The sequence below is a fragment of the Burkholderia sp. AU30280 genome, from assembly GCF_020420125.1.
Classification (GTDB): Bacteria; Pseudomonadota; Gammaproteobacteria; order Burkholderiales; family Burkholderiaceae; genus Burkholderia.
This window is the reverse complement of record NZ_JAIZRY010000016.1, coordinates 170,062-194,777: the sequence shown is the minus strand read 5'-3', so window position 1 is coordinate 194,777 and position 24,716 is coordinate 170,062. Positions and strand designations below refer to the sequence as shown.

Sequence of the window (24,716 nt, the reverse complement as noted above, 5' to 3'; positions counted from 1 at the left end):
GACTCGTACATTCGCTGGTACAACGAGAAACGGATCAAAATCTCGCTTGGCGCACTCAGTCCGATTGAATACCGGGAGAGCCTCGGGCTGACGACATAAATCAGTCCAAGAATTCCGCCGCACCCCCCTTTTTTTGGCTACATTGAAATGTCCGCTTTTCGGGCCGCGTAAGCTGTCCGGCCGCCGGGTGTCCGGCGCCGGAGGCTGCGATGGCTGCAACGGAGCGGATCACGATGACGATGCGCGAGCTGGACAGGTTCAAGGTCATTCAGGACGTAGCCGACGGCAAGCTCAAGCCGTGGCGTGCGGCCGAACGGCTGGGCCTAACGGTCCGGCAGATCGAACGGCTAGTGATTCGGTACCGGGAATCCGGCCCGGCTGGACTGACGTCGCGCGATGACCAGCATGGGTCGGAACGGGCCGCGCAGCGCCCTCTTCATCGTTTTGCGGCGGCACCGGGGCCGAACGGCGGACGGGCGAGCCAGACCACCGCGATCACCGCGAGATACACGCAGCCGAGCGCGAACGAAACGTCGTTGAACGAGATCTGGTACGCCTGTGCGTCGACCAGGTTGCTCAGCAGCGTGGCCGCGCGTTGCGGATCGCCACCGCCGAGCCGGGCGACTTCCGCTCGCACGGCCGGATCGAACGCGCTCACGTGCTCGCTGAGCTGTGCGTGATGCAGGATCGCGCGCCGGTCCCACAGGAACGACGTGATCGACACCGCGAAGCTCGCGCCGAGCGTGCGCAGGAACGTCGACAGGCCGGAGCCGGCGGCGATCTCGTCCGGCTTCAGGTCGGACAGCAGGATGCTGTTGATCGGCATGATGAACAGCGCGAGGCCGAGGCCCTGCAGCAGCTGGATCAGCGCGATGTGCGTGAAGTCGATGTCGGGCACGAAGCCCGCACGCAGGAACGACGACGTGCCGAGGATCGCGAATGCGCAGCACACGAGCACGCGCATGTTGAAGCGTGGCGCGTACTTGCCCATGAACGGCGTCATCAGCACCGGGATCACGCCCATCGGCGCGACCGCGAGCCCGGCCCAGAATGCCGAGTAGCCGAGTGTGCGCTGCAGCCACTGCGGCACGATCACGTTGACCGCGAAGAATGCCGAATACGCGAGCACGAGCGTCAGCGTGCCGGCCGCGAAGTTGCGGTGCGCGAAGAGCCGCAGGTTCACGATCGGATTCGGCTCGTTGAGCTCCCAGATCAGGAACAGCGCGATGCCGAACGCGGCGACCACCGACATCACGACGATGAACGTCGAGTTGAACCAGTCGGCTTCGTTGCCTTTGTCGAGCACGATCTGCAGCGCGCCGACGCCGACGATCAGCGCGGCGAGGCCGACATAGTCGACGCGCGCGGCAACCGTCGTCTCGACGCGCGCACGCATCTGCGCGAACACGCACATCGCGGCGAACACGCCGATCGGCAGGTTGATCAGGAACGCCCAGCGCCACGCGTAATGCTCGGTGACCCAGCCGCCGAACACGGGCCCCGCGATCGGCGCGACGACGGTGACCATCGCGATCGTCGACAGCGCGAAGCCGCGTCGCTGCGGCGGGTAGATCGACAGCATCAGCGCCTGCGTGGTCGGGATCATCGGCCCCGCGACCAGGCCCTGCAGCGCGCGGAACGCGACGAGCTGCGGCAGGTTCTGCGCGAGGCCGCACAACAGCGACGCGAACGTGAACGCGAGCGTCGCCCACACGAACAGCCGCACCTGCCCGACGCGCTTGACGAGAAACCCGGTCAGCGGCAGCGCGATCGCGTTGCTGACCGAGAACGTCGTGACGACCCACGCGCTCTGCGTCGTGCTCACGCCGAAGTTGCCGGCGATCGTCGGCAGCGACACGTTCGCGACGGTGCCGTCCAGCACCTGCATGAAGACCGCGAGCGCGAGGCCGAAGGTCGTCAGCCCGACGCTCGACGGACGAAAGCCGCTGTCGGCGGCCGCCATCGCGCCGCTCATCGCACGGCCTCCGCACGCGCTGCCGCCGGCAGGTTCGCATGGATGACGTCGGCAATCAGGCTGTCGGCACGCGCGAGCTCGTCGCGGTACACGTCGGTGTGGAATACCGGCGCGCGCTGCTCGCGATGCGACAGCATCGCACCGCCGCGGTCGTGCTGGTCGACGCGAGCGTGCATCGACAGGCCGATGCGCAGCGGATGCGCGTCGAGCTGCGCCGGGGCGGTCAGCTCGATGCGGACCGGCAGCCGCTGCACGATCTTGATCCAGTTGCCGGTCGCGTTCTGCGCGGGCAGCAGTGAGAACGCGCTGCCGGTGCCGATGCCCAGGCTCTGCACGCGGCCGGTGTAGCGCACCGCGTCGCCGTACAGGTCGGCGGTCAGTTCGACCGGCTGCCCGATACGCATGTGCTCGAGCTGCTTCTCGGTGAAGTTCGCGTCGACCCACAGCTCGCGCAGCGGCACGATCGCAAGCAGCGGCACACCGGGCGACACGCGCTGCCCGACCTGCACCGTGCGTTTCGCGACATAGCCGGTGACGGGCGTGACGACGTCGGTGCGCGCACGCGCAAGGTAGGCGGCCCGCAGCCGTTCGGCCGCGGCCTGCACGTCCGGATGTGACGCGACCGCGGTGTCGTCGATCAGCGCCTTGCTCGTCTGGTGCTGCTCGCTCAACGTCGCCAGCGCGCTCTGCGCCCCCGCGTATGCACTTTGCGCGGACGTCAGCGTGTCGCGAGCATGCGCGAGTTCCTCGCGTGAAATCGCGCCGGTGCGGCCGAGATCCTCGCGGCGGCTGTAGTCGGCCTTCGCCTTGTCGAGCGCGGTGCGGCGCGTGTCGAGTTCAGCGCGTGCGCCGTCGATGCTGTTCGCGAGCCCGCGCTCGTTGCTGTACAGGCCGCGCACCTTGCGCACCGTTGCCGCGAGATCGGCCTGCGCGGTCGCGAGCGCGATCTGCGCGTCGCTCGGGTCGAGACGGACGAGCGGCGTGCCGGCGCGTACGAGGTTGCCGTCGTCCGCGTCGATCGATACGACGGTGCCCGTCACCTGCGGCGTCAGCTCGACGACGTTGCCTTGCGCGTACGCATTGTCGGTGGATTCGTACCAGCGTCCGACGATCGCGTACCAGATGCCCCAGCCGATGATGCCGAGCGCGAACACGGCAACCAGCGCGCGCACCAGATGCTTGCGCCGCGCAGGTGGTGGCGGCGGCGTCGCGGGCGCGCCACCGCCCGGTGCCGGTTGCGTGCGGGCATCGGGCCCGCCCGGCGCGCGCGGCGTCGTGGTGTGGTCGGCCGCCGGCTGCTGGCGGGCGCTGGCGGGATCGGCGGCGGCCGGTCGCGCGGGGGTTTGCAGGGAGTTGTCGCTGCTCATGGTTCGATGTCAAGGACGTTGGGAAGGAGTGGCGGCAAGCCTGGCGTCGTCCGGCTCGGCGCGGAAGCCGCCGCCGAGCGTGGCGACGAGCTGCAGCGACTGGTCCGCGCGCTGCGCGCGCAGCGCGGCGACTTCGCGGCTCGCGACCAGCAGTTGCTGGCGCACGACGAGCGCGTCGAGGTAGCTGCCGACGCCGGCCCGGTAGCGCGCGTCCGCGAGCCGCCACGCATCGGTGGCGGAGTCGAACGCACGCTGCTGGGCATCCGTCTGCACGGCCAGCGAATGCAGCCAGTGCAGATCGTCGGCCACCTCGCCGATCGCACCGATCAGCGTCTTGTTGTAGCCGGCGACCGCGAGGTCGTATTGCGCGTCGCGCCGGCGCAGCACGCCGCGCCGTTCACCGCCGTCGAAGATCGGCAGGCTCACGGCCGGGCTGGCGTTGTAGGTGCGCGACGCGGCCTGGAACAGTGAGGCGCCGCCGCGCGTCGCGAGCCCGATCAGCGCGGTGAGACTGACGTTGGGCAGGAAATCCGCACGAGCGGCCGCGACGTTGCGGCTGGCTGCCTCGACTCGCCAGCGCGCGGCGACGAGGTCGGCGCGCCGGCCGAGCAGCTCGGCAGGCAGGTCGGCCGGCACCGCGAGCGCAGCGGCCGGCAGCGGCGCGGGCCGCACGAGTGCGAGACCGCGATCGGGGCCCGCGCCGAGCAGGATCGCGAGCGCGATGCGCGCGCTGTCGATCGCCTGCACGGTACGGGCCTGCTCGCGCGTCGCGGCCGCGACTTCGCTTTCCGCCTGACGCTGCTGCGCGACGTTGTCGATGCCTTTCGCGACGCGCTGGCGCGTAAGCGTGAGCGCTTCGTCTGCACGTTCGTATTCGGCCCGTGCGACGTCCTGCTGATCGAATGCGTACGCGAGATTGACGTAGGCGCGCGCAACGTTGACCGACAGCAGCACGCGTGCGGCCTGCGCATCGACCTGCGCGGCGCGCGCTTCGCCGAGCGCGGCTTCCCACGCGGCACGGCGGCCGCCCCACAGATCGAGATCCCAACTCAGGCCGAGATTGATCTCGCGCGTGTGGCTGAAGAAGCCGCCGCCCTCGCCCGATGAAAACTGGGTGCCGGACAGCCGCTCGGCCTTCGCGCTCGCGCGGCCGACGACGTGCGGCAGCCGCGCGGCCCGTGCCTCGATCACCAGCGCCTGCGCTTCGCGTGCGCGCGCATCGGCGGTCGCGAGATCGGGGTTGCCGGCGAGCGCCTCGTCGATCAGTGCACTCAGTTGCGCATCGTTCAGCGCGCGCCACCAGTCGGCGGCCGGCCAGTCGGCGGCCGGTGCGTGCGCGAGGCTGCGCGATGCGGCAAGCGTATCGGCGCCGCGCAGCGTGCCGGCCGGCGCGAGCCCGTCGCGGCTCGCGCACGCGCCGAGCACGACGAGCGCCGCGGCGACGGCGATTCGCGACATGACGCGCAGTGCGCCGGCATCGCGTGTCCAGGGAGCAAGTGCTGCACGCATCGCATTCCTCTGCTTCGTATCGGTTTGAACACGACACGCATTGTTGGACGCTCCCGGACAAAGCTGATAATGTTGTTTAGACAAAAAATAATGAATTCCGGCCATGCCCATCCGACACGTTTCCCCGCCGCGCACCGCGAAGCGCGCCGACTCCGATCCGAGCGAGCGTGAGGACGGCCCGTCGCTGATCGCCGTCTGGGGCGAGGACGACGGCGGCAACACGTACCGGCTCGGTACCCGCGAGGTCGACTGGCACAGCCATCTGCGCGGCCAGGTGTTCTGCGTGGAAAGCGGTTTCGCGCACGTGCGCACCCCGCATGGTTCGTGGCTGCTGCCGCCGCATCGCGCGGGCTGGATTCCGCCGGGCGAGCAGCACAAGGTCAGCATCAGCGGCGCGTTGAGCGGCTGGAGCGTCGTGATTGCGCCTGCCGCGAGCCGGCGGATGCCGGGCCAGCCGTGCGTGATCGCGATCACCGAACTGATGCGCGCGCTCGTGCGGCGCGCGGTGTCGTGGGCCGATCAGGATCGGCTCGATATCGAGCAGGCGCGCATCAGCATCGTGCTGCTCGACGAGATGCGCCGTGCGCCGCACGAGCCGCTGCATCTGCCGATGCCGCGCGACCGGCGGCTGCTGCGCATCGCCAACGCGATCCTCGGGCAGCCGCACGACAGCCGCACGCTCGAAGCGTGGGCCGAATGGGCCGGGTTGTCCGCCCGCACGCTGAGCCGGCTGTTCGTCGCGGAAACCGGCACGAGCTTCGCGCAATGGCGTCAGCAGGCGCGCCTGACGCATGCGCTCGAACGGCTTGCGAACGGCGACAGCGTCGCCAACATCGCCGACGCGCTGGGCTACGCGACGCCGAGCAACTTCATCGCGATGTTCCGCCGCGCATTCGGCGATTCGCCCGCGCACTACTTCGCGAAGCGCAGGCAGCCATAGCGCAGTGCGGCGCTGCCCCGCCCCGCCCCGCCCCGCCCCGCCCCGCCCCTATCACCCCTGCCAATACAGTACCGGCATCGATTCGGCGAGAACCTGACGATCCGGTTGAGGGAGTCGTGCGCGACGAATGTTCGCTTCCCTGCCCTCGGTTCGACGGCGAGCAGCATGAAGGCGCGCCATACGTCGGTCATCAGACGCGTTTTCGAAACGACGAGTTTGGATTTAAAATCGTGATGTTGTGATAAGAAAAGTTATCCAGACGTCATTATCTATTTATCCAACTGCGTGCTCCGCGGCCGACGAATCGGCTCGTCACACGACGAATCCGCAGGCATCACCAGAACAACGCGCGCCGCACCGCTGCCGCGACGCGCGTCGGGAATGCAAGCGTGATAGCCCGCGAAACCGGCCTAGCTTGGGGGCGATGCTTCAGCGCACCCTGATCGTGTAAGCGGCTCGCGCGTCAGCCAGTCCCCCGTCATTGGTGGCCGTGACGGTGAAGGAATAGCGCCCGGTGTTGCCGGGCGTCCCGACGATCCCGCCGGTGTCGTGATTGAGTAGAAGACCTGGAGGCAACGCCCCGCCGGTCACAGAAAAATGGACTGTCGCGGGCGTATTCGTCGTGATTCTCGCTTCGTAGAGCGTGCCTCGCGCGGCATCCGGCAGAACCGTGGGGCTCAGTTGCGGCGTCGGCGCCGACACGGTCTGCGGCTTTCCGATCGGGGTCTTGTCGGGTTTCAACTGCTGTAACGACCAACTCTGCCCCGAACCGACGACCGTCAGGGTCCAGTGCGTATTCAGATCGCGGAACGCGAGCTTCTGCTGCTCGGTGAACGCACCCAGATTTCTGGCTGTTTCCCACTGCTTGATTTTCTCGAGAATCTGAGGCGTCAGTGATTGTTTCGAGGACAGGTTGGCCATCGTAAACCAGAAGCCGGTGCCGGCGTTGAGCCCCGCGCCGCGTGCGAGGCGGGTCTCGACCTGGAACAGGATATCGGCGTCGAGTGTCGGGACGCGGGTGAAAGTGAGCCATCCAAGCATGCCCGGCAGGTAGTTGGCCTGGTAGAAATCATTGTTGAGGAACATCTGATCCATCGTGTCGTCCCAACTCGCGCGGGTCAGCACGTCCCACGCATTCGAGGTCATCCGGCTGGTCTCGCTGATGTATCCATCGTGCCCGGTCTGGGCTGCGTAGGTACCGTTTATCAAACGGGCAATGCCAAAGCTGCCCCAGCCGGAGAGGCTGGCGGATTCCACACCGTCAAACGACTGGGACCGGATGCCGACGTCGTTCCGCAGCGTCCCGAACCGGACAGCAATCTCGTCGATGATGCCGAGGCCGCCCGTGGCCCCACCATACGAATTCACGATCACCCTCGCCACGGGCGTACCTTGCGGGGCGTCGGCCGCGACGGAGCCCCATTGGCCTCGCTGCAGCCCGCTGACTTGCCATACCTTGCCGACCATTCGGAAACTGTCGAACGAGACGAACTCATTGCCGATACGCAGCATTTTTCCGTTGATCGCGGCCTGCACCGGTCCGGATACGGGCAGGGAGAGCGCCGTGCTGGACGCGCTCAATGGCTGGTACAAAGCGGCTTGTGCGCCCGTAGCCAAACGAGGGTCCGGGGAGGGCGAAACGTACGGGTCGATGACGAGCGGGAGATCCGAGCCGGTGCTGATGAAGTCCGACATGGTATGAACGCCGACGCGGATACCTTGCTCTTTTGCAGCAGCCACCAGCCGTGCAGCGCCGGTGTCGCTGCTGCCGAAGCTGGCGTCGAACCGATAATGCCCGGTATAGGCCCACGGCCCGCGATAGTTCATCGGAAGCGAGTAGATGTAGTGGATTCCGGCGCTTTTGGCGAAGCCGGCAGCCTGGTTGACATTGCTGGTCGCGAGATCGGCCAGCACGAGAAACGACTGGCTGCTGGCCTGGGCGACTTTCTGCCATTGGCCGTTCTGGGTCGGATACGGGAGGTTCTCGCCCGACGCGATGAACGACAACAGAGTCGTCACGAGATCCGGTTCGCAACCGTATAGCGCAATTTTCGATCCGATTACCGTGCCGTTGATGTCGAGCGGGCCGAGCGGAATCGGAGAGCCGTTGGGGTTGAGCCGCGTACGCTCGCGTGTATAGTCAAAAGTGAAGGCGCGCAGCACGGCCCCCCACGAAGTCTTGGCGGCCACGCTCCACGGTTCCATGTCCGCCACCGTCAGCTTGTACGGATTCGGGTTGACGTCGCTTTCCCAGCCGTATTGCGGATATTCCTTGGGCCACGCGCCTTCGGTGCGATCGTTGAGCGGCTTGAGGCCGATCGCAAAATCGTTGTTTCGCACCACGCCCGCCGCTTCGCCGACGGTGTGGTTGATCACAAGGGGCAATGGCCCCCACAGCAGCGTCTGAACGTCGCCACCGTTGGCGATCAGCACCCGGGTGACTTTAAAGGTGGCGTAGCCGTTCTTCTGCAGGACGCGCACATCGGCCTCGAATCCGAGACGCGTCTCGCTCACGAAGAAAAGCGTGTTGTCAGCGGACGACCATCGGACGCCAGTGGGCATCACCTGTTGTCCATTGATCACGAGACTGACGAGCGGGACGGACTTCCCGGGCGATATGAAGTCGTGGCCGCTGCGGGAATCGACGAGTTCGACGACAGCGCCGGTGGAGTCCAGGCCCAGCGTCAAGTAGCCGGCCGGAATGTGCAGAGTGCTTTTCATTTTTCGACTTTCCTGACGATACGAGCGGGCACCGGCGACGCAGTTTCACCACTGCATCCTTTTCACGCATGCCGTGAGCCCATGTTTGGAATATCTAACCGATCCCCTTGGCATACATGTAACGTTGGTCGGCGGATATCCCGGATCATTGGACGCAGCCGATCTGGCGGACGGCTTCGAACGCCCGGGCAGGTTGTCGACGCCGGCGATCCTGCATCGACGGGCGAGCACACCAGCCTTCGAGCTCGCCCCTTCCGGGATCAGGGCCGCGGGATCAGCGTCGCGATCCTTGTGGACGGCATATGACAAGCGACGCACCGTGACTGCCTCAATGACGCTCGCCGCGGGGCATGCTGCAAGGCAATCCGTTCCGATGGCGGCCAGCCGCGCTGGATCGCGGCGGCTGGCCCGCCGCCGTACTACCTGACCGAACTACCGGTCGTGGAACCGGCGTAGCTCGAGAGGAGACGGCAACCGCATGACAGCGGCATGTTTCCTGATCAGCTCGGAACCTCTGCGATGTATGCAATGTAGAGGTTTTGCCCCCAATCAGTGCCCGAGTAATCGGGGAACACCGCATCTTCGCGAGTGATATTGACGTTGAAACCGGTCGTCGTGACTTTGGTCACCGTCACCGAGAACGTGTCCGGATAAGAGGATGCGTCGTTGGGGTCCTGCAGGGCCGTCACGATGACGACGGGAGCAGTCGAAAACGTGCCCGGGAACGTGATCTGCGCATTGAGCGGCGGGTTTTTCCAGGAACTCCGGTCGCCGCTTTGATAGCTGCCGACTGCCTGCTTCGCTACGATTCTTTCCAGCATTTCGAGCTCCTTATGGACAAGACGATTGACGTCGTTGGTGATCCGTGCGCGAAAGCACTCCGCTCGAAGCAAAGGTAGGTCGAGCGCACTGCGAAAGCGATTACACGGGATTACACGACTGAGGTAGCGATCCGGGTTCGTCGGAATGGAGGTCGAACCACCAAGCGAGCGGCTGGCCGGGCGATGTCGACGCCTGGTATGAACGGCACGCGACACCGTCGCGGTAACGCATGCCCTTGTCGCGAAAGGACTGCGAGCGGCTGACGTACAACCTCACTGAACGTGCTGACCGGCTGCGCTGACCGCAGTCCACCGCCCCTCCCCGCACTTGTTCTCCCGACGCATGACTGTTGCTCTACGGTGGGGTTCGAGATTGCAACCGGCGCCGGGCGCGATGCGCCGGCCCGTATGGCGCGTGTCCCGGCCGGCTGCGTGGCCGGCGCGCGCCAGATGCTCGACGAGAAAGTCGCCGAATGTACGTACGCCTGACGACAAAACGCGCGCATGCGGATACAGCAGCATGAGTGGCCGCGACCGGCCGCCGAGGCCGGGCAGCACTTCCACGAGCGCGCCGGCGCACAAATCCTGCTCGATGATGAAGCGATACGTCTGGAACAGGCCCGCACCGCTGCGCGCGAGCGGCACACCGGCAAGGTACTCCCCCGACGTTCCGTAGCGGCCGGTCGTCGCGACGTCGAGTTCTTCCGAGCCATCGTTGAACAGCCACGGAATCGGCCGCCCGCTGCTCGGCAGCTATATGGCCGTCGGCGAAGCTCGCGCCTGCCTGACCGATCGGCCGCCCAGTCAGGCGGTCACCCCTTCCCGACAGCGATTTCACCCACCCTGCCCGGATTCGCCGCTCGTCGAATATCGGTGATCGATCGTCTGAAAGCCTTGTCCGGCAAAGCTGCACACGCTCCAGATACATTGACATACAAAATATCGCATGCGATTGAATCGAATACGCTTGACGTAGGTGGTCGCCTCGACGAAACTCCATCGCATGCGATCGAATCGCATCTGACATAAACCGGTTCCCTGAAGGAGCAAATGATGAGCAAGATCGAAAAAGTGCTGTACACCGGCAAGACGCATACGACTTCGGGCGGCCGCGACGGCACGGCCCGCAGTTCCGACGGCCGCCTCGACATCCAGTTGTCGTCGCCGGGCAGCGCCGGCAGCGGCACCAACCCGGAACAATTGTTCGCGGCCGGCTGGTCGGCCTGCTTCATCGGCGCGATGCAGCTTGCGGCGCGTGCCGCGAAGGTGACGCTGCCAGCCGATCTGGCGGTCGACGCCGAAGTGGATCTCGGCACCGCCGGCAACGCGTACTTCCTGCAGGCCCGTCTGAACGTGAGCGTACCGGGGCTCGATCGCGACATCGCGCAACGCATCGTCGATGCCGCACACCAGACCTGCCCGTATTCGAAGGCGACGCGCGGCAACATCGACGTCGACATCCGTATCGCTTGAACGATGCATCAGGCGGCCTGGCGCCGCCTTGCCGAATGCCGTTTTCCTTTGTTTCTTCTCGAGGTGAATGATGAATACCCGACTGATCGCCGTCCTTCTCGTCGCTGTTTCGGCCTCTGTTGCCGCTCCGGCGTTCTCCAGCGAATCCACCGTGACGCGTGCGCAGGTGCGCGCCGAGCTTGCGCAGCTGCAACAGGCCGGTTACCCGCTGAACCGTGCGACCGACGCCACCTATCCGGACGATCTCCAGGCGGCACTCACGCAGATCCATGCCGCCGATGCGGTCGCCGGCAACGAGCAGGCGTCCGGTTACGGCAGCGACGTTGGCGGTGCGGTGCAGTCCGGCAGCCGTAGCCCAGTTCGCACGGTCAAGAGATCGATCTACTTTGGCCATTGAGCATGGCGCGTTGAAGTCGTCGCGCCAATCCGGGCAGTTCGATACGACGTGTGAGAAACGGGGTCGCGCGAGCACGGCGCGCTCCTCATCGGCAGTCGACGGAGCGTGACGTTGCAGGTCGACATGCAACACGTGCCTGCCGCGCAGCGCCAATGCGGCTGCCGGCTCTCGCGACCGGTGATTGTCGAAGTAGGAACGGCAGCCGTGGCCGGCCGAACAGCACGCCATACCCGAGCGCGTTCACGATGACGGACTTCCTTCCGTCGACGGCCCCACGCCGTTTGAATTGAGCGATGGCGTGGTATCGACGCCTCGCAAAATCGTTGCCTCCGCAACCGCATCGAGAAACGGACGCGCACCGGGCCACTGATGGCCAGCTGCATCGATCCTGCGTTCGAAGCGATACACGATGGCAGGCGGGAAGTTCATCCACGCGACGCCAACTCGGACGGCGCGAATGCGCATGGCTTCCAGGTAGCGCACCGGGATCGGGCAGCGCGGCACATACGTGAACTGGTAGAACGCGCCATCGGCAGCCAGGTGGCGCGCGAACGCGCAATGAACGATCGCGACCGCCTGTTCGACCGGCATCGCGACGAGCGGCAATCCGCTCACGATTGCATCCGCGCGCGCCCCGCCGAAGAAGTCGCCCGTCATGCCGAGCTGCGCCGCATCCATCTGCATGATCCGCAACGCGGGAAACCGACGCCGCAGCGCGGTCGCAAATGCGGGATCGGCTTCCACCAGCACCAGCCGGTCGCTCGCGACGCCGCGCGCGAGCAGTGCCCGCGTGAACACGCCGGTGCCCGCACCGAGCTCGATCACGGTGGCGCCGTCGCGCGGGATGTCCGCGGTGATCAGCGCGGCGAGCGCCGGGCCCGACGGCGCGAGCGCGCCGACCCGGCGCGGATTGCGCAACCAGGTACGCAGGAACAGCATCCATTCGGGGATTCGCATCGACAGGCTCCAGGCGGGATCGATCGGTCAACGACAGGTGGCTATGCGGCCGCTTGCGCGGCCAGGTAGCCCACCGTGATGAACAGCGTGTTCCAGAGCGCGATGCCGGCCGCGGCGCCCGACGCGAATCGCGCGAAGCTCGTTTCCAGCAAGCCGGCGAGCGCCGGTGCGACGAGCCGCACGAACGGCACCAGTTGCGACCAGAGTGCGAGCCGCGTGGGCCGCGCGCGGATTCCGTCGATCAGCGCGTCCATTCGTGCGGGCTGCAACCTGCCCAGCGGCGCGACGCGGCGCAGCAGCGCCAGCACGCTGTCTTCCGGCCACAGGTTGCCGAGCGCGTAATGCAACAGGCAGCCCGCGAAGCTGCCGAGCGCCGTGACGACGATGGCTTCCGGCAGTGTCCATGCACCTTGCGCGCTGGCGACGCCGATCATCGTGAGAAGCACGTGCGACGGCAGTACGGGGATCAGCCGTTCGACCAGTGACAGGCCGACGAGGCAGGCGATGCCATTGGCGCTGGCCAGACTGAGCGGGAGACCGAACGGGACGAGCGTGGCGAGCGGGTTCATCGCACGGCTCCCGCGCGGCAGGCGCGCAACGGGCACAACGTGCGCGACCTTCCATGCCAGAATGGCCCGCACCGGGACGGCGTGAAGGTGGCGCTTCGTGCCGCATTGCATTGCGGCAACGGAATTGCAGGACGTGACACGGTCATCGCGAGCCTCTCGAGAAAACGCCAGATGCATTGCACCGGCAATGCGGCGATTGGCACGCATCGTGGCCTCCCGGCTTTAAGAAGTTTTTAATCGCGGTCGGTCAGGCTGGCGACCTCGACATTCGAGGAGCGAAACCCATGCATATCCTGCTGGTGGAAGACGATGTCATGCTGGCCGACGCCGTTTGCGCGGGCCTCAGGCAGAACGGCTGGCGCGCGGACTGGTCGGCCGACGTGCCGGCCGCGCGGCTCGCGCTCGTCGGCCACGACTACGACGCGGTGCTGCTCGACCTGCAACTGCCGGGCGCGTCCGGTTTCACGCTGCTCGCCGCGATGCGCGCGAACTACGACCCGACGCCGGTATTGATCGTGACCGCGCGCGATCAGCTGAGCGACCGGATCCGCGGCCTCGACGCAGGCGCCGACGACTATCTCGTGAAGCCGTTTCAGCTCGACGAGCTCTACGCACGGCTGCGCGCGCTGACGCGCCGCAGCCAGGGCCGCGTGTCGGAGCGCCTGATCTACCGCGACGTGCACGTCGATCCGGCGCGCAAGGAAGTCACGCGCGCCGGCGAGCCCGTTGCGCTCAGCATTCACGAGTACCGCACGCTGCTCGCGCTGATGGAGCGGCAAGGCCGCGTCGTCACGCGGACGCAGCTTGAAGAGCGCGTGTACGGCAACGACAGCGAAATCGAAAGCAACACGATCGCGGTGTACATCCATCAGCTTCGGCGCAAGCTCGGCGACGAACTGATCGTGACGGTGCATGGCTTCGGCTATCGCGTCGGGGAGAGCCCGGCATGAAGTCGCTGCGCGTGCGCCTGCTCGCGACCGTGATGGCGGCGGTCGTCGTGTTCTGGGCGAGCTGGGGGGCATTTCTCGGCATCGGCCTGTGGCGCGAACAGCGCGGCTGGCGCGACGGCATGCTCGAGAGCGCCGCACAACTGCTGCTCCTGTCGTTGCCGGATACGATCGATCGCCTGCCCGAAGCGAACGCCCAGGCGGTCGTGCCGAAAGCCGCGTATGGCAGGTACGACATCGCGTTCCAGGTCTGGGTAGACGGCCGCAACGTGATGCACAGCGCGGATGCGCCGGGGCCGGCGCTCAAGGCTGACCTGCGGGACGGCTACGGCATGAGCGCCGGTCGCGGCGCCGCGCACGACGAGACCTGGAGGGTCTACTCGCTGTCGGATCCGGCGGGCAGGATTCACGTTCAGACGGGCGGCCCGGCCACGACCTGGCAGGAGAAGGCGAGCAATGCGTTGCAACTCGGGTTGTTCAATACAGCGGTGATGATCGCGGACGACGGGCCCGGTGTGCCGGTCGGCGAACGCGAGCGGATCTTCGAACGCTTTTATCGCGTACCGGGGACGGTGCAGCCGGGCAGCGGCATCGGCCTGTCGCTTGTCGCGCGAATCGCCGAGTCTCACGGCGGGTCGGTCGAGGTGACGACCGGGATCGGGGGGAGCGGGCTGGCGGTGGTCCTGTCGTTCCCGATATGGGTGGATCCGGCGCACTGGCAGCGGTAGTGCGAGCGCCGACAATCCGGCCGGTGCAGGCGCCGCGCCCTGCCCGGCCGATCCCGGTCTATGCTGTGCCATCGAAACCGTCAATCGAGGAGCCGCCGATGTCCGATGCAACGACCGGAAACGCGCCAGGCAGTGCGCACCCGCTCGACCATGTGGTGTGGAACGCGCTGGCGGGCAGGCAGCGCCGCTTTGCGCTCGGCAATGACCGTGCGCGACGGTTTCCGGCGGCCATCGCGCCGTTCGCCGCGATCGAGGACACGAGCGCGGCATCGTTCGACGCGTTGCGCACGCTGATCGCCGCACACGGGCCGGCGGCACTGGTCACGCCGGACGTGCTCGAGCCGCCGGCGGGATTGTCGGCGATCCGGCGCGCGAACCTGTTGCAGATGGTCTGGCAACGGACGCTCGACCCTGCGCCTGAATCCGGCTACGTCACGCTCGCCGAAGCCGATGTGCCGGAAATGCTCGCGCTGACAACGGCCGCGCAGCCTGGCCCGTTCGGCCCGCGCACGTTCGAGCTCGGCCATTACATCGGCATTCGCAGCGAAGGCAGGCTGGCCGCGATGGCCGGCGAGCGGATGCAGGTCGACGGGTATACGGAGATCAGCGCCGTCTGCGTGGATGCCGCGTTCCGGCGGCAAGGGCTGGCGGCGCGTCTGATGCGCTCGTTGATTGCGGAGATCGATGCGCGCGCGGAAACGCCTTTCCTGCACGTCCTCACGTCGAACCAGGTTGCGATCGAGCGCTATCTCGCCCTCGGTTTCGTCGTCCGCCGCGAGATGCACCTGCTGGTGCTGGGCGACGAGCACGCATGACGACGCGGCCGGCGCGACGCACGTGCCGGCCGCGGTTTGTCCGGACGTTTATTCGTCGGTCGAGCGGATCAGGTTGCCACGCAGCGTGACGATCGCCTTCTGCATCTTGGCGAATTCGTCCGGCTTCAACCCGGTGGCTTCGACCAGATTCATGTCGAGCCCCTTCTCGCGCACGCGGCGGCCGCGCTTCGTGAGGCTGACGAGTACCTGGCGTTCGTCCGACGGATCGCGGTGCCGCTCCAGGTAGCCCATCGCCTCGAGCTTCTTCAGGATCGGCGTCAGCGTATTGGATTCGAGGAACAGCTTCTCGCCGAGCTGGCCGACCGTCTGGTTGTCCTGCTCCCAGAGCGCAATGATCGTGATGTATTGCGTATACGTGAGGCCGAGCGCTTCGAGGATCGGCTTGTAGGCCTTGCCGAACGCGAGGTTCGTCGAGTAGATCGCAAAGCACAGGAACTCGGACAGCTTCGGCGCGGCGGCGGATGGGGCTTCGGTCGGTTTCATGAACGTCCTCCAGCGACGCGAGCGGCCGCAGATGGACGCATTATATATCGCGTGCGATCTTATCGGAAGCATGGTAATCGTGTTTCGATGAACCGGCGCGCCGTCAGCCTGCCCTGCGGCGCTTGCCGGTCTGCATGCGGCTGACCGACAGCAGCGTGCATTGCACCGGATGCGCGATTTCGGTCGCGAGCCCGCCTGCGGCGAACAGCAGGATCGTCAGCCAGCGTTTCATGCGTCCTCCACGATCGAGAGGCTCGCGCCGTCGGCGACCGTTGCATCGAGCGCATACGGATCGATACCTTCGAGGCAGCCGAGGTTGACGCGCCAGCAGGCGGGATCCATGCGCGTCTGATGGAACGGATAGATGCCGCAATGGCTGCAGAAATAGTGATGGGCCGTGCGTGTGTTGAATTGGTAGCACGTCAGCGCGCCCTCGCCTTCGACGATCTTCAGTTCGCTTGCGGCGAACATCGGGCTCATCAGCGCGCCGCGCCGGCGGCACAGGCTGCAGTTGCAGCGAACCGCCGGCGTCACGGTCGCTCTGACTTCGAATTTGACGGCCCCGCAATGGCAGGACCCTTTGAACCAGGTTGCAGACATGGTGGATTCCCGAAGAGGTCATGCCTGCTTTATAGCGGACGCCCGAAGCTGCGTTGTATCGCAATGTATCCGCCGTTCGTGCAGATACAGAACATTGCAAATCGGCGGCGGACGGGGGCGTATGGAGGCGGTGGATCGGGGCAGTCATCGATCGCGGCATGTGCCTGCGGCTCGCCGCCCGCGGATCGTCCGATCAATCCGGCACGCGCCGCATCCGCTCGATCTCCGCCCGCGTTTCGCGTTCGAAACGGATGCGATGGCGGCCCGCAAGAGAGCGAGCAGTCTGTCTCGCACGGGCGCGATGCTTTGCCAGGGGGATACTGCACTTGCCGTTTTGGCCCTACAATGCGCAGGCGACGAAACCGCATGATCGGCCGTCAGGGTGCCGCGTTCATCGAACGCAGCGTCCGACATTCAAGCGGTTTCGCTGAATAACGAACAACATCCAACCCGCACCCATGAAAAGAAGAATGTTTCTCGCGCTGCCCGCCGTGGCAGCGTCCGGCCTGCTCGCCGGCTGCTCCAACGCCGACTTCGGTCCCATCACCAATCGCATGATGCAGGACCCGGAATACCGGGAAACGCTGTCGGCATTTCTGATCAGCGCGGACGGAAAGAGCCTCGTCGTCATCGGCAAGCAGTATCACTACATTTTCGATGTGCCGCCGGCCCTCGCCGTCACTCTCACGGCCCCCTATCGCCCCAAGCTGTACACCGATTTCGACGATTTCGAGACGCACGGCGACAAGATCACCGGACGTTATGTGTTGCAGCTTTCGCGCGACGACGCACCGTCCGGCTCCGAATTGCGTGAACGCGCGCTCGCCGACGGTTTCAAGGACCGGGGTTACAAGCTGACCGAGAGCGGTACGATCAGCGGCAAGCGCTACCAGCCGAACGACGTCACGCCTTCGTCGATCCCGCAGGCGTTCAATCACGCGTACGACGTCAAGGTGATCGAGCGGCCGTCGGTGCTGGGCAAGGGAGCGAAGCTCGCGCTTTCGCCGATCACGATGGCAGCCGATGGTGCGCTCGGGCTGCTGGGTATCGCGCTGGCCCCGATCGCACTCACCACGATTCTCGTCCTGGCCCACTAGGGCCATGGCATCGCGGCGTTGCCGCAATGCGACGTCCACGTCGCGCTTCAACGGAATCCACCATGAGAATTCCCGCCCGAACGATGTTCCGTATCGGTTGCCTTGCCACCTGCCTGATCGTCACGCAACACGCCGTCGCCGAAAGCGACTGGGACGCCGCGCGGCATGTCCGCACCGACTGGGTGTTCGCGTCGATGAAGGAAAGCGACGTGCGGCCCACGCTCGATCGCGCACTGAAGGACCAGGCGCGCTGGGCCGGCCTGCCCGGCAACGCACCCGATACCGGCGCGTTCCAATGCACGAAGCTCGCATTGCCGCCGCCATCGGCCGACGCGCAGGCCGCGTTCGACGCGGCGCCGTCGCCGCGCGGTCGCGACGCCGACAAGGCGTACGCGAAGGCCGCGTCGCTCGGTTCGTGGCGCGCGGCCGCGCGGCTGGCGAGCAGTTCGCTCGACGACGAGGATTGGGAAGGCGCGCAGCCGGCGATTGCATGGCTGCTCGTTCATCACGTGCCGGCCGGCTACAACAAGCTCGCGGATGTCCTGCAGGCGATGTCGGGCTACGACGGCGAAACGCCCGGCGAGGGCATGAGCGGGATGATCGCGTCGCTGCGCTGGCGCGCGGCGCGCGAAGGCGATCCGGTCGCGCAGATGGAGATGGCCGATCTGTTCGAGAAGCTCGGCAAGGCCGATCTCGCCACCGCGCTGCGCGCTTGCGCGACGCAGCAGAATCCGGCGCTGAAATGAAGCGAGCCGGTATGCCGCGGTGACGTGCGGCGTACTGGCTCGTGTCGTGACGTTGTCGCGTCAGACTTCGTACCGCACCGCGTGCGCTTCGGTCGGCAGCGGCAGATCCCAGCGCAGCAGCATCGCTTCGAGCGCGCGGTTCGTCAGCGACGTGTCGCGCCGCGCGTTGCGACGCAACAGCGCCGCGCGCGGCTGTTCGAGGTAGACGAGCGTGATGTCGGCACCGTATGCAAACAGCAGGTCGAGCGTCTTCTTGCGCATCAGCGGCGACAGGTTCGTCGCATTCCACACGAACGGTTTCTGTGCGCGCAACAGCGCCTTCGCGGCGTCGATCGCATGGTGCGCGACGGTGCCCTCGTTCTGTCCGTGACGCAGCCCCAATGCATCGCGCGCATCGTCGAATGACACGACCGGCAGATCCGGATGATGCCGCGCAACCCACGTGTTCTTGCCTGACGCAGGCAAGCCCGACATCACGACGACCTGCGAGCCCGGCGGACGGAACAGCGGATAGTCGGGATGCACGTCCGCGCCACGGAAGTAGCTGAGCGCGGTGTGCGCATCGGCGAACGCGCGCGGCTGGCCGTAACAGCCGTCTTCCCTCGCCAGTTCACGCAACAGTTCGATGTTGTCGAGCACGCGCTGCGTATCGGCGCAGATGCGCCCGCGAATATCGGCTTCGGCGAGCAGGCACAGCAGCGGCAGGCTGACCTGCCACGACAGCTCGCGTGCGATGAACTCGGGCGTGCCGCGGCGCGATCCGCTCATCGCGAAGAACGGCACCTGGTGCACGGCGATCATCCGGCAGATCGCCTCGCGCACCGTGAACGGCACGCCGGCATCCCACAGGGCGATCCGCGCATCGATCGCGCCCTTGCGCGAGTGACCGGGATGGCCGATTACACCGGTCACCGGATCGACGACCGTCGTGCTGTGCTTCGCGATATCGTGCAGCAGCGCGGCCAGGAACACGATTTCCTGGTCCACGCGCGATGCGGCCTGGTACTCGGGCAGCGCGAGCAGCGCATCGATCACCATCATCGTATGCGTCCACACGTCGCCTTCGCCGTGGTGCGCGGGCTCCTGCGGTGTCGTTTTCGCGTGTTCGAGCGCGGGAAATGCCGCGAGACACGCATGATAGTCCGGCTGCCGGCCGGATACAGGCACGAGTGCCTGAAGTTGTTCGTACTTCATGATCAAGACTCCTCTCGAAACGGCGCACGGCCGTTCCGCATTCATTTGCCCGGGTGCGCGGCGAGGCGCGATGGCCACGTGACCGTCGGGCGCGGTGCATACAGGTCGACGCCCGGCGCGAGCAGGTTCGGGATGAACGGCTGCTCCGAGTGATGGCGTGCCGATTCGAGAATGGCCTGCACGAAATCGTGGCGCACCCACTTCAGGCGCGCGGTCGTCGTGTCGTCCGTCTCGACCTTCACATAGAGCCCTTCGGAGTGCTCCGACTTGTCGCACTGCCGCCATGCACGGGCGAGGTCGAGCCCTTGCCGCCGCACCGTTTCCTCGAACGCGCGACGCCAGTCCGGCGTCTTCGCGAGCGACGGGCCGAGCAGCGCCTTCAGGTCGGCGAGCCGCACCGGCGCGATACCTTCGTACAGCACGGGCACCGACAGCACGGGCCCGTCGGCGAGCAGCGCGCGACGCGCGGGCGTCGACAGGAAACGGCCCGTTGCGCGGTCGAACACGTCGAACTCGAAAAAGTGATGCGGCAGCGCGTCGTAGAACACCGCGTGCTTCTTGCTCATCGTCTCGCCGTACATCACGTAGCGATCGCCAAGGCGGTCGAGCAGCCAGCCGGCATGGGCGGCGGCCCAGGTCTTCACGAACCCGAACTGCCGCTCGCGGCCGCCGCCGGCCAGATAGTGGCCGCGCGACTGCAGCAGCAGTTCGCCCGCCGGGCTGAAGCTGATGCCCGTGTTTGCACCGTCGAGCTTCTCCTCGACGACGAGATGCGCGCCCGCGAGGGTGCGATAAGGAATGTGGTCGTGACCTTCGTCGCCGCCCTGCAGGCGCGAGCCTTCGAGGTGCGGTGTGCGCGGGTAGCGGGCGAGGTCGAGCGATTGCGCGTATGCGCGGAAATCCAACGTCATGGTCTTTCTCCGGAAACAACGGAAGAAGCCGACGACGTGAACGAACGATGGGGTGTGCGTTGCGGTGTCAGTGCGTGTCCGGGCGCGGCCCTGCGATCGCTGTTCCGCGCCGCGAGGCAGACGGAAACGGGCAGGACGACACGCGGCCGGGGCGGCAGTCGTCGGCGTATCAGGCGAAGGGACGAATGTTTGCGGGCACTTGGATCACCGATTCGATGAGGGTTCAGGGATGAAGCAGGCGGATGCTACGAAACGACCTTTGCGCTGTCAAGCGTGGTCGGGCATATCCGTGGCGGCTGTCTGCGTAGGTCGAATGCCTGCCGCGGCGCGCCTTGCGCGTCATCGACGGGGAAATGATCCGGATTCCTATATGTGTGTTTTTCGCCACATCGAAGGATGATTCGGTGGGTTGCGCTGCGCCGCCCGCTTGCTGCGCCCGTCGCGTGCATGCTAGAGTCGCCGCCATTCCGATCAACCCCTCACTCGCAAGGAGAAGAAAATCATGACGTCACGCCAGCACTCCTCCCGTCGCGGGTCGTAGTCCGGGTTTTTCGCGTCCGTTCGTTTCATCGTTCACGCCAAGCAGCACAACATATCGCCGTCCCGGCGATGAGCCGGGTCGTTCCGGTCCGGTCGTGCCGCCCTCTTCCCGACTTCCGATGCCGGGCAGCGCATGTGTGCGCTGCCTGCGCCATGGCCCGCCGTTCTACTTTTTCATCGAACGGAAACCTCCATGGGCACTTCCATGCAATACCTGGGCGAGCGCATCACGTTGTGCGCTTGCGCCACCACCTGGATCGAAGGTGAGGCCATCCGGCAGCTCGAACACGCTGCCACCCTCCCCGGCATGCGGCGCGTCGCCGGCATGCCCGATCTTCACCCCGGACGCGGCTACCCGGTCGGCGCCGCGTTCTTTTCGACGGGCCGGCTCTATCCGGCGCTGATCGGCGGCGATATCGGCTGCGGGATGGCGCTGTGGCAGACCGCGCTCGATGCGCGGCGCGTCAGTGCGTCGAAGCTCGCGAGCCGGCTCGGCTCGATCGACGCCGAGCCCGATGCGAGCTGGCAGCCGCTCATTGCGGCCGCCGGGTTCGCGGATCATGCGTACGCGGCGTCGCTCGGCACGATCGGCAGCGGCAATCATTTCGCGGAGGCGCAGCGGATCGACGCGGTGTACGACACCGATGCCGTCGAGGCGCTCGGTCTCGATCCCGATCGCCTGCTGCTGCTCGTGCATAGCGGGTCGCGCGGCTTCGGCCAGTCGATCCTCGAGCAACACATGCGCGAGCATGGCTACAACGGCCTCGACGACGCGGATGCCGCGTGCACGGCGTACCTCGCGCGTCACGATGCGGCGTTGCGCTACGCGATCGCGAATCGCGACCTGATCGCACGGCGCATGCTGGCACGCTGGCGCACCGATGGCCGGTGCGTGCTCGACGTGAACCACAACCTGGTGAGCCGTGCGACCGTCGACGGCGAGCCGGGCTGGCTGCATCGCAAGGGTGCGACGCCGGCCGACGCAGGGCCGGTCGTCATTCCCGGGTCGCGCGGCGACTACAGCTACCTCGTCGTGCCGGTGCGGCCCGACGATGCGGCCAGCCTGGCGTCGCTCGCGCACGGTGCGGGCCGCAAATGGGCGCGCGGCGATTGCAAGGGGCGCCTCGAACGGCGCTTCACGCCGTCGCAACTCACGCGCACGCCGCTTGGCAGCCACGTGATTTGCGAAGATCGCGACCTGTTGTACGAGGAAGCCCCGCAGGCCTACAAGCCGATCGACAGCGTCGTCGACGCGCTCGAGGCGGCCGGCCTGCTGCGCAGGCTGGCACGGCTCGCGCCGGTACTGACCTACAAGACATCCGGGGAGGCTGGCCGATGCTGATGCAGATTTCTTCCGCGCACGGCCCGCTCGAGTGCCAGCTTGCCGCGGCCAATGCGTTGCGGCGCCTGCAGGCGGAAGCCGATGCGTTGCGCGTCGTCGTCACGGTGCTCGATGCGCAGCCGGGCGAACGGCCCGGCACGCTGCGCTCGGCGCTGCTCGATCTCGACGGCGCCGGCGCGCAGGCGCTTGCGGATCGCTGGACAGGCACGCTGCAATGGATTTGCGCGAGCCCGTACCGGTTGCGCCATCCGCGCAAGAACTGGTTCATCGGCGTCACGCGCTGTGCCGACGCGCAGCCGCTGCCGGATGGCGATGTGCGGTTCGAAGCGATGCGCGCACGCGGGCCGGGCGGCCAGCACGTGAACAAGACGAGCTCCGCGATTCGTGCGACCCATGTCGCGACCGGCCTGTCGGTGCGCGTGGAAAGCGAGCGCAGCCAGCACGCGAACAAGCGCCTGGCGCTGCAGTTGCTGCAGGTCAGACTCCAGCAGGAAGCCGACCGTCACGCATCCGATGCGCGCCGGCAGCGGCGGATGCAGCACTTTGCGCTGGAGCGCGGCAACCCCGTGCGCGTGTTTCACGGGGCGGCGTTCGTGCCGGCTGACTAAGCCCGAGCACCTGGCCGCCGGTGGTTGTTGCGCCGGCGGCCCGACACCGCTCACACGCCCGGCCGCGTGAGCGCGGTACGGCGCGCCTAGCGCGGCGCGATCGACAACAATGCGGCGAGCATCGCACCGTCCGGCTTCGCGAGATCGTCGAGCACGTCGAAGTGCTGCATGCCGGGGAGCCCGACGTGGACGCTCCGCTCGCCCGCCGCTTCGCATGCGGTCGCGTACTCGCGTGCCTGCCGGACGAGTTCGGGCAATTCGGCTTCGCCGACCGCAACGACCGTCGGCGCGCCGGGGCCGATATGGCGCAACGGGCTGTACGCTTCGACCTCGTGCGCGGTGAGTTGCAGCTTGTCGTTCAGGCAGCACAGCGAGATCGGTTCGAGATCGACGAGCGGGCTGATCGCGAGCGCCGAGACGACGGCCGGATGTGCGCGGTGCACGGCCGTCAGGTGGCCGCCGGCTGAATGGCCGCTCAGGTGGATCGGCCGCTTCGCGGTGCCGAGCCCGTCGGGGTCGTTCGCGAGGTAATCGAGCAGCGCACCGATCTCGCCGACGATGCCGGTCATCGTCGCGACCGGCGCGAGCGTGTATTCGGCGAGTATCACGTCGAAGCCGCACGCGAGCGGCCCGCTTGCCGCGTAGGCGAAATCCGCTTTCGCGCAGTGCTGCCAGTAGCCGCCGTGGATGAACACGAACAGCGGCGCATCGGGCTGGCCGCACGACAGCCAGTCGAAACGCTGCGCCGGTTGCGCGCCGTAACGCAGGTCGCGCCGCACGGACGCGATGTCGTAGAACGCCGCACTGCGCGCCTGCATCGACGCGAGCAACGCGGGGAAATCGGGAACGGCCCGCGTGTTCAGATAAGCGGCGTCGAGCGCCGTGCGGTCCATGCCGCGATAGAGGATCGTCATCGGGAATTGCCTGGTTCGGGTTGCGGAAGCGCGGACGCAAGGTCCGGTGCGAAGGCGGCTTCTCAGTCGCCGATGCACGCATTATCCGCAGCGCGGCACGGGGCGGCTATCCGGAATCGGCGAGCGCGGAAACCGTCTGTCCGTTTTCGGCGGGAGATCGGCGCGGCATGCGGTCGCACCGTGATCAGGTTCGCATGCGCGAGCGTGAAGGCCCGATGCAGCCGGCGGTGCGCCGGGCGCTCAGATCAATTCGGAGATCTCGATCAGGTGCAGGCCGGGATCGCGCACGTCGACCGACCGGATCTTCCGCGTCGCGCCCGTGCGTTCGACGGGCCCTTCGACGATCGGCCCTTCGACGCGCTTCAGGTGCGCGATCACGTCGTCGAGCGGCACCGACGCGACGAAGCGATGCAGGCGCTCGCCGATCAGCTCGTGGACAACGTCGCCGCGTTCGTGGGCGGCGCGCCGCGGCATGGGGTGCGACGCACGTGGCGCATGGCATGGCGGGAGGCGATTTGAACCGCGCAAACTGAACGGCCCCGCTCGATGGCTCGAAGCGGGGCCGGCTGAATTCGGGGGCTGCTTACGCCAGCGACTCGGCACGTAACGGGTTCGTGCATCCGCCCTATCTTGCGGCCGGTTTCTGAATGCCTGATGGGCTCTACTTTAGGGAATCCGGACCGCCAACGCTGTAGGGCCAGTCTGAAACTGAATCGGACGACTGCTGAAAAAATCCGTTTCGATAGCCGCGCACCGCTATCGGCGCGAATCTCAGTACGCCGACATCTCGACGCAAGGATCGACCTTGGACGGCGAGCAGATGACCGAGTACTTGGCGCTCTCGCGCATCAGCGCTTCGCCTTCGTGCAGCGCGATCTTGATTTCGGGGTGACGCTCGTACGCGAGGAATGCCGAGCACACGACCGCGGACATCACGACGAGGGAAAACACAAATTTTTCAAGGGTTTGGAAACGTTCAGGCATGGTTCGACCTTTCTTCTAGGCCATGATTATAGCCGAAGATAAGGGTTTTCCCTATAT

25 protein-coding genes and 3 pseudogenes are annotated in these 24,716 nt (G+C 66.6%); 12 read left to right on the top strand and 16 right to left on the bottom strand.

All coding sequences use genetic code 11. The annotated features are described in order from the left end of the window. On the top strand, positions 1-99 hold a 99-nt coding region (locus tag LGN17_RS30535; RefSeq protein ID WP_226200766.1), incomplete at its 5' end, for an IS3 family transposase. 110 nt (positions 100-209) lie between these two features. Next, positions 210-392: pseudogene (locus LGN17_RS30530) on the top strand (helix-turn-helix domain-containing protein); the annotation flags it as partial. 44 nt (positions 393-436) lie between these two features. On the opposite strand, the gene LGN17_RS30525 reads toward LGN17_RS30530, so the two are convergent. The 3 genes from LGN17_RS30525 to LGN17_RS30515 are packed head-to-tail and all read right to left on the bottom strand — an operon-like array spanning position 437 to position 4,800. Continuing rightward, complete coding sequence (locus LGN17_RS30525; RefSeq protein ID WP_226200758.1) at positions 437-1,975, bottom strand: DHA2 family efflux MFS transporter permease subunit; 1,539 nt, start codon at positions 1,973-1,975, stop codon at positions 437-439. Continuing rightward, on the bottom strand, positions 1,972-3,342 hold the full coding sequence (locus tag LGN17_RS30520; RefSeq protein WP_226200757.1) for an HlyD family efflux transporter periplasmic adaptor subunit: 1,371 nt from the start codon (positions 3,340-3,342) through the stop codon (positions 1,972-1,974). The genes LGN17_RS30525 and LGN17_RS30520 overlap by 4 nt, the downstream gene beginning before the upstream one ends. A 9-nt stretch (positions 3,343-3,351) precedes the next feature. Continuing rightward, complete coding sequence (locus LGN17_RS30515; RefSeq protein ID WP_226200756.1) at positions 3,352-4,800, bottom strand: efflux transporter outer membrane subunit; 1,449 nt, start codon at positions 4,798-4,800, stop codon at positions 3,352-3,354. A gap of 154 nt (positions 4,801-4,954) precedes the next feature. On the opposite strand from LGN17_RS30515, the gene LGN17_RS30510 reads away from it, so the two are divergent. After that, positions 4,955-5,791, top strand: coding sequence for an AraC family transcriptional regulator (locus LGN17_RS30510; protein ID WP_226200755.1), 837 nt, complete (start codon positions 4,955-4,957; stop codon positions 5,789-5,791). 429 nt (positions 5,792-6,220) lie between these two features. Here LGN17_RS30510 and LGN17_RS30505 read toward each other — a convergent pair whose 3' ends face one another. The 3 genes and pseudogenes from LGN17_RS30505 to LGN17_RS30495 all read right to left on the bottom strand — a co-directional run. Then, positions 6,221-8,512 (bottom strand): Ig domain-containing protein, encoded by a 2,292-nt coding sequence (locus LGN17_RS30505; RefSeq protein ID WP_226200754.1) that lies wholly within the window; start codon positions 8,510-8,512, stop codon positions 6,221-6,223. 500 nt (positions 8,513-9,012) lie between these two features. Then, a complete protein-coding gene (locus LGN17_RS30500; RefSeq protein WP_226200753.1) occupies positions 9,013-9,333 on the bottom strand; it encodes an H-type lectin domain-containing protein in 321 nt (106 codons plus the stop codon). Positions 9,334-9,771: 438 nt separating this feature from the next. Then, a pseudogene (locus LGN17_RS30495) lies at positions 9,772-10,086 on the bottom strand (LysR substrate-binding domain-containing protein); the annotation flags it as partial. Between the two features lie 300 nt (positions 10,087-10,386). Between LGN17_RS30495 and LGN17_RS30490 the strand changes: the two are divergent. Continuing rightward, entirely contained in the window at positions 10,387-10,806 is a 420-nt protein-coding gene (locus LGN17_RS30490; RefSeq protein WP_226200752.1) for an organic hydroperoxide resistance protein, read from the top strand. A gap of 67 nt (positions 10,807-10,873) precedes the next feature. Beyond that, positions 10,874-11,203: a DUF4148 domain-containing protein gene (locus LGN17_RS30485; protein ID WP_226200751.1), complete on the top strand. Its 330-nt coding sequence runs from the start codon at positions 10,874-10,876 to the stop codon at positions 11,201-11,203. A gap of 240 nt (positions 11,204-11,443) precedes the next feature. Here LGN17_RS30485 and LGN17_RS30480 read toward each other — a convergent pair whose 3' ends face one another. Then, a complete protein-coding gene (locus LGN17_RS30480) occupies positions 11,444-12,160 on the bottom strand; it encodes a class I SAM-dependent methyltransferase (protein WP_226200750.1) in 717 nt (238 codons plus the stop codon). A gap of 41 nt (positions 12,161-12,201) precedes the next feature. After that, positions 12,202-12,729: a DedA family protein gene (locus LGN17_RS30475; RefSeq protein WP_226200749.1), complete on the bottom strand. Its 528-nt coding sequence runs from the start codon at positions 12,727-12,729 to the stop codon at positions 12,202-12,204. A 284-nt stretch (positions 12,730-13,013) separates the two neighbouring features. Between LGN17_RS30475 and LGN17_RS30470 the strand changes: the two genes are divergently transcribed. The 3 genes from LGN17_RS30470 to LGN17_RS30460 all read left to right on the top strand — a co-directional run bounded on the left by LGN17_RS30470 (position 13,014) and on the right by LGN17_RS30460 (position 15,219). Further along, positions 13,014-13,679: a response regulator transcription factor gene (locus tag LGN17_RS30470; RefSeq protein ID WP_226200748.1), complete on the top strand. Its 666-nt coding sequence runs from the start codon at positions 13,014-13,016 to the stop codon at positions 13,677-13,679. Further along, positions 13,676-14,404: a sensor histidine kinase gene (locus tag LGN17_RS30465; RefSeq protein ID WP_226200747.1), complete on the top strand. Its 729-nt coding sequence runs from the start codon at positions 13,676-13,678 to the stop codon at positions 14,402-14,404. The genes LGN17_RS30470 and LGN17_RS30465 overlap by 4 nt, the downstream gene beginning before the upstream one ends. Positions 14,405-14,502: 98 nt before the next feature. After that, positions 14,503-15,219, top strand: coding sequence for a GNAT family N-acetyltransferase (locus LGN17_RS30460; protein WP_226200746.1), 717 nt, complete (start codon positions 14,503-14,505; stop codon positions 15,217-15,219). Positions 15,220-15,267: 48 nt separating this feature from the next. Here LGN17_RS30460 and LGN17_RS30455 read toward each other — a convergent pair whose 3' ends face one another. The 3 genes from LGN17_RS30455 to LGN17_RS30450 form a co-directional block, all read right to left on the bottom strand. After that, positions 15,268-15,723, bottom strand: coding sequence for a MarR family winged helix-turn-helix transcriptional regulator (locus tag LGN17_RS30455; RefSeq protein ID WP_226200745.1), 456 nt, complete (start codon positions 15,721-15,723; stop codon positions 15,268-15,270). Between the two features lie 103 nt (positions 15,724-15,826). Next, a complete protein-coding gene (locus tag LGN17_RS36600) occupies positions 15,827-15,955 on the bottom strand; it encodes a hypothetical protein (RefSeq protein ID WP_264166112.1) in 129 nt (42 codons plus the stop codon). Then, a complete protein-coding gene (locus tag LGN17_RS30450; protein WP_226200744.1) occupies positions 15,952-16,323 on the bottom strand; it encodes a GFA family protein in 372 nt (123 codons plus the stop codon). Before LGN17_RS30450 ends, LGN17_RS36600 begins: the two co-directional genes overlap by 4 nt. 470 nt (positions 16,324-16,793) lie before the next feature. On the opposite strand from LGN17_RS30450, the gene LGN17_RS30445 reads away from it, so the two are divergent. Together LGN17_RS30445 and LGN17_RS30440 are read left to right on the top strand one after the other, a co-directional pair. Then, positions 16,794-17,420 (top strand): 5-formyltetrahydrofolate cyclo-ligase, encoded by a 627-nt coding sequence (locus LGN17_RS30445; RefSeq protein WP_226200743.1) that lies wholly within the window; start codon positions 16,794-16,796, stop codon positions 17,418-17,420. Positions 17,421-17,482: 62 nt separating this feature from the next. After that, on the top strand, positions 17,483-18,166 hold the full coding sequence (locus LGN17_RS30440) for a hypothetical protein (RefSeq protein ID WP_226200742.1): 684 nt from the start codon (positions 17,483-17,485) through the stop codon (positions 18,164-18,166). A gap of 60 nt (positions 18,167-18,226) precedes the next feature. Here LGN17_RS30440 and LGN17_RS30435 read toward each other — a convergent pair whose 3' ends face one another. Together LGN17_RS30435 and LGN17_RS30430 are read right to left on the bottom strand one after the other, a co-directional pair. Then, the gene (locus tag LGN17_RS30435; protein ID WP_226200741.1) at positions 18,227-19,360 is read right to left on the bottom strand and encodes an AAA family ATPase; all 1,134 of its coding nucleotides are present in this window, start codon (positions 19,358-19,360) and stop codon (positions 18,227-18,229) included. A 41-nt stretch (positions 19,361-19,401) separates the two neighbouring features. Next, positions 19,402-20,271 carry an RNA ligase family protein gene (locus tag LGN17_RS30430; protein WP_226200740.1) on the bottom strand — a complete coding sequence of 290 codons (870 nt, stop codon included), beginning with the start codon at positions 20,269-20,271 and terminating at the stop codon, positions 19,402-19,404. A 733-nt stretch (positions 20,272-21,004) separates the two neighbouring features. Here LGN17_RS30430 and LGN17_RS30425 point away from each other — a divergent pair. After that, positions 21,005-22,153, top strand: coding sequence for an RNA ligase RtcB family protein (locus LGN17_RS30425; RefSeq protein WP_226200739.1), 1,149 nt, complete (start codon positions 21,005-21,007; stop codon positions 22,151-22,153). Then, positions 22,147-22,761, top strand: a complete 615-nt coding sequence (gene prfH, locus LGN17_RS30420) for a peptide chain release factor H (RefSeq protein ID WP_175969989.1) — start codon at positions 22,147-22,149, stop codon at positions 22,759-22,761. Before LGN17_RS30425 ends, prfH begins: the two co-directional genes overlap by 7 nt. Positions 22,762-22,847: 86 nt before the next feature. On the opposite strand, the gene LGN17_RS30415 is transcribed toward prfH, so the two are convergent. The 3 genes and pseudogenes from LGN17_RS30415 to LGN17_RS30405 form a co-directional block, all read right to left on the bottom strand. After that, entirely contained in the window at positions 22,848-23,675 is an 828-nt protein-coding gene (locus LGN17_RS30415; protein ID WP_226200738.1) for an alpha/beta hydrolase, read from the bottom strand. Positions 23,676-23,915: 240 nt separating this feature from the next. Then, positions 23,916-24,080: pseudogene (locus LGN17_RS30410) on the bottom strand (VOC family protein); the annotation flags it as partial. A 366-nt stretch (positions 24,081-24,446) separates the two neighbouring features. Beyond that, entirely contained in the window at positions 24,447-24,659 is a 213-nt protein-coding gene (locus LGN17_RS30405; RefSeq protein ID WP_006497261.1) for a hypothetical protein, read from the bottom strand. Between the last annotated feature and the right edge of the window lie 57 nt (positions 24,660-24,716).

Bases quoted from the DNA above. Each gene is read 5' to 3' on its own strand.
- LGN17_RS30525 (WP_226200758.1), bottom strand. From the start codon at position 1,975: ATGAGCGGCGCGATGGCGGCCGCCGACAGCGGCTTTCGTCCGTCGAGC.
- LGN17_RS30520 (WP_226200757.1), bottom strand. From the start codon at position 3,342: ATGAGCAGCGACAACTCCCTGCAAACCCCCGCGCGACCGGCCGCCGCC.
- LGN17_RS30515 (WP_226200756.1), bottom strand. From the start codon at position 4,800: ATGTCGCGAATCGCCGTCGCCGCGGCGCTCGTCGTGCTCGGCGCGTGC.
- LGN17_RS30510 (WP_226200755.1), top strand. From the start codon at position 4,955: ATGCCCATCCGACACGTTTCCCCGCCGCGCACCGCGAAGCGCGCCGAC.
- LGN17_RS30505 (WP_226200754.1), bottom strand. From the start codon at position 8,512: ATGAAAAGCACTCTGCACATTCCGGCCGGCTACTTGACGCTGGGCCTG.
- LGN17_RS30500 (WP_226200753.1), bottom strand. From the start codon at position 9,333: ATGCTGGAAAGAATCGTAGCGAAGCAGGCAGTCGGCAGCTATCAAAGC.
- LGN17_RS30490 (WP_226200752.1), top strand. From the start codon at position 10,387: ATGAGCAAGATCGAAAAAGTGCTGTACACCGGCAAGACGCATACGACT.
- LGN17_RS30485 (WP_226200751.1), top strand. From the start codon at position 10,874: ATGATGAATACCCGACTGATCGCCGTCCTTCTCGTCGCTGTTTCGGCC.
- LGN17_RS30480 (WP_226200750.1), bottom strand. From the start codon at position 12,160: ATGCGAATCCCCGAATGGATGCTGTTCCTGCGTACCTGGTTGCGCAAT.
- LGN17_RS30475 (WP_226200749.1), bottom strand. From the start codon at position 12,729: ATGAACCCGCTCGCCACGCTCGTCCCGTTCGGTCTCCCGCTCAGTCTG.
- LGN17_RS30470 (WP_226200748.1), top strand. From the start codon at position 13,014: ATGCATATCCTGCTGGTGGAAGACGATGTCATGCTGGCCGACGCCGTT.
- LGN17_RS30465 (WP_226200747.1), top strand. From the start codon at position 13,676: ATGAAGTCGCTGCGCGTGCGCCTGCTCGCGACCGTGATGGCGGCGGTC.
- LGN17_RS30460 (WP_226200746.1), top strand. From the start codon at position 14,503: ATGTCCGATGCAACGACCGGAAACGCGCCAGGCAGTGCGCACCCGCTC.
- LGN17_RS30455 (WP_226200745.1), bottom strand. From the start codon at position 15,723: ATGAAACCGACCGAAGCCCCATCCGCCGCCGCGCCGAAGCTGTCCGAG.
- LGN17_RS36600 (WP_264166112.1), bottom strand. From the start codon at position 15,955: ATGAAACGCTGGCTGACGATCCTGCTGTTCGCCGCAGGCGGGCTCGCG.
- LGN17_RS30450 (WP_226200744.1), bottom strand. From the start codon at position 16,323: ATGTCTGCAACCTGGTTCAAAGGGTCCTGCCATTGCGGGGCCGTCAAA.
- LGN17_RS30445 (WP_226200743.1), top strand. From the start codon at position 16,794: ATGTTTCTCGCGCTGCCCGCCGTGGCAGCGTCCGGCCTGCTCGCCGGC.
- LGN17_RS30440 (WP_226200742.1), top strand. From the start codon at position 17,483: ATGAGAATTCCCGCCCGAACGATGTTCCGTATCGGTTGCCTTGCCACC.
- LGN17_RS30435 (WP_226200741.1), bottom strand. From the start codon at position 19,360: ATGAAGTACGAACAACTTCAGGCACTCGTGCCTGTATCCGGCCGGCAG.
- LGN17_RS30430 (WP_226200740.1), bottom strand. From the start codon at position 20,271: ATGACGTTGGATTTCCGCGCATACGCGCAATCGCTCGACCTCGCCCGC.
- LGN17_RS30425 (WP_226200739.1), top strand. From the start codon at position 21,005: ATGGGCACTTCCATGCAATACCTGGGCGAGCGCATCACGTTGTGCGCT.
- prfH (WP_175969989.1), top strand. From the start codon at position 22,147: ATGCTGATGCAGATTTCTTCCGCGCACGGCCCGCTCGAGTGCCAGCTT.
- LGN17_RS30415 (WP_226200738.1), bottom strand. From the start codon at position 23,675: ATGACGATCCTCTATCGCGGCATGGACCGCACGGCGCTCGACGCCGCT.
- LGN17_RS30405 (WP_006497261.1), bottom strand. From the start codon at position 24,659: ATGCCTGAACGTTTCCAAACCCTTGAAAAATTTGTGTTTTCCCTCGTC.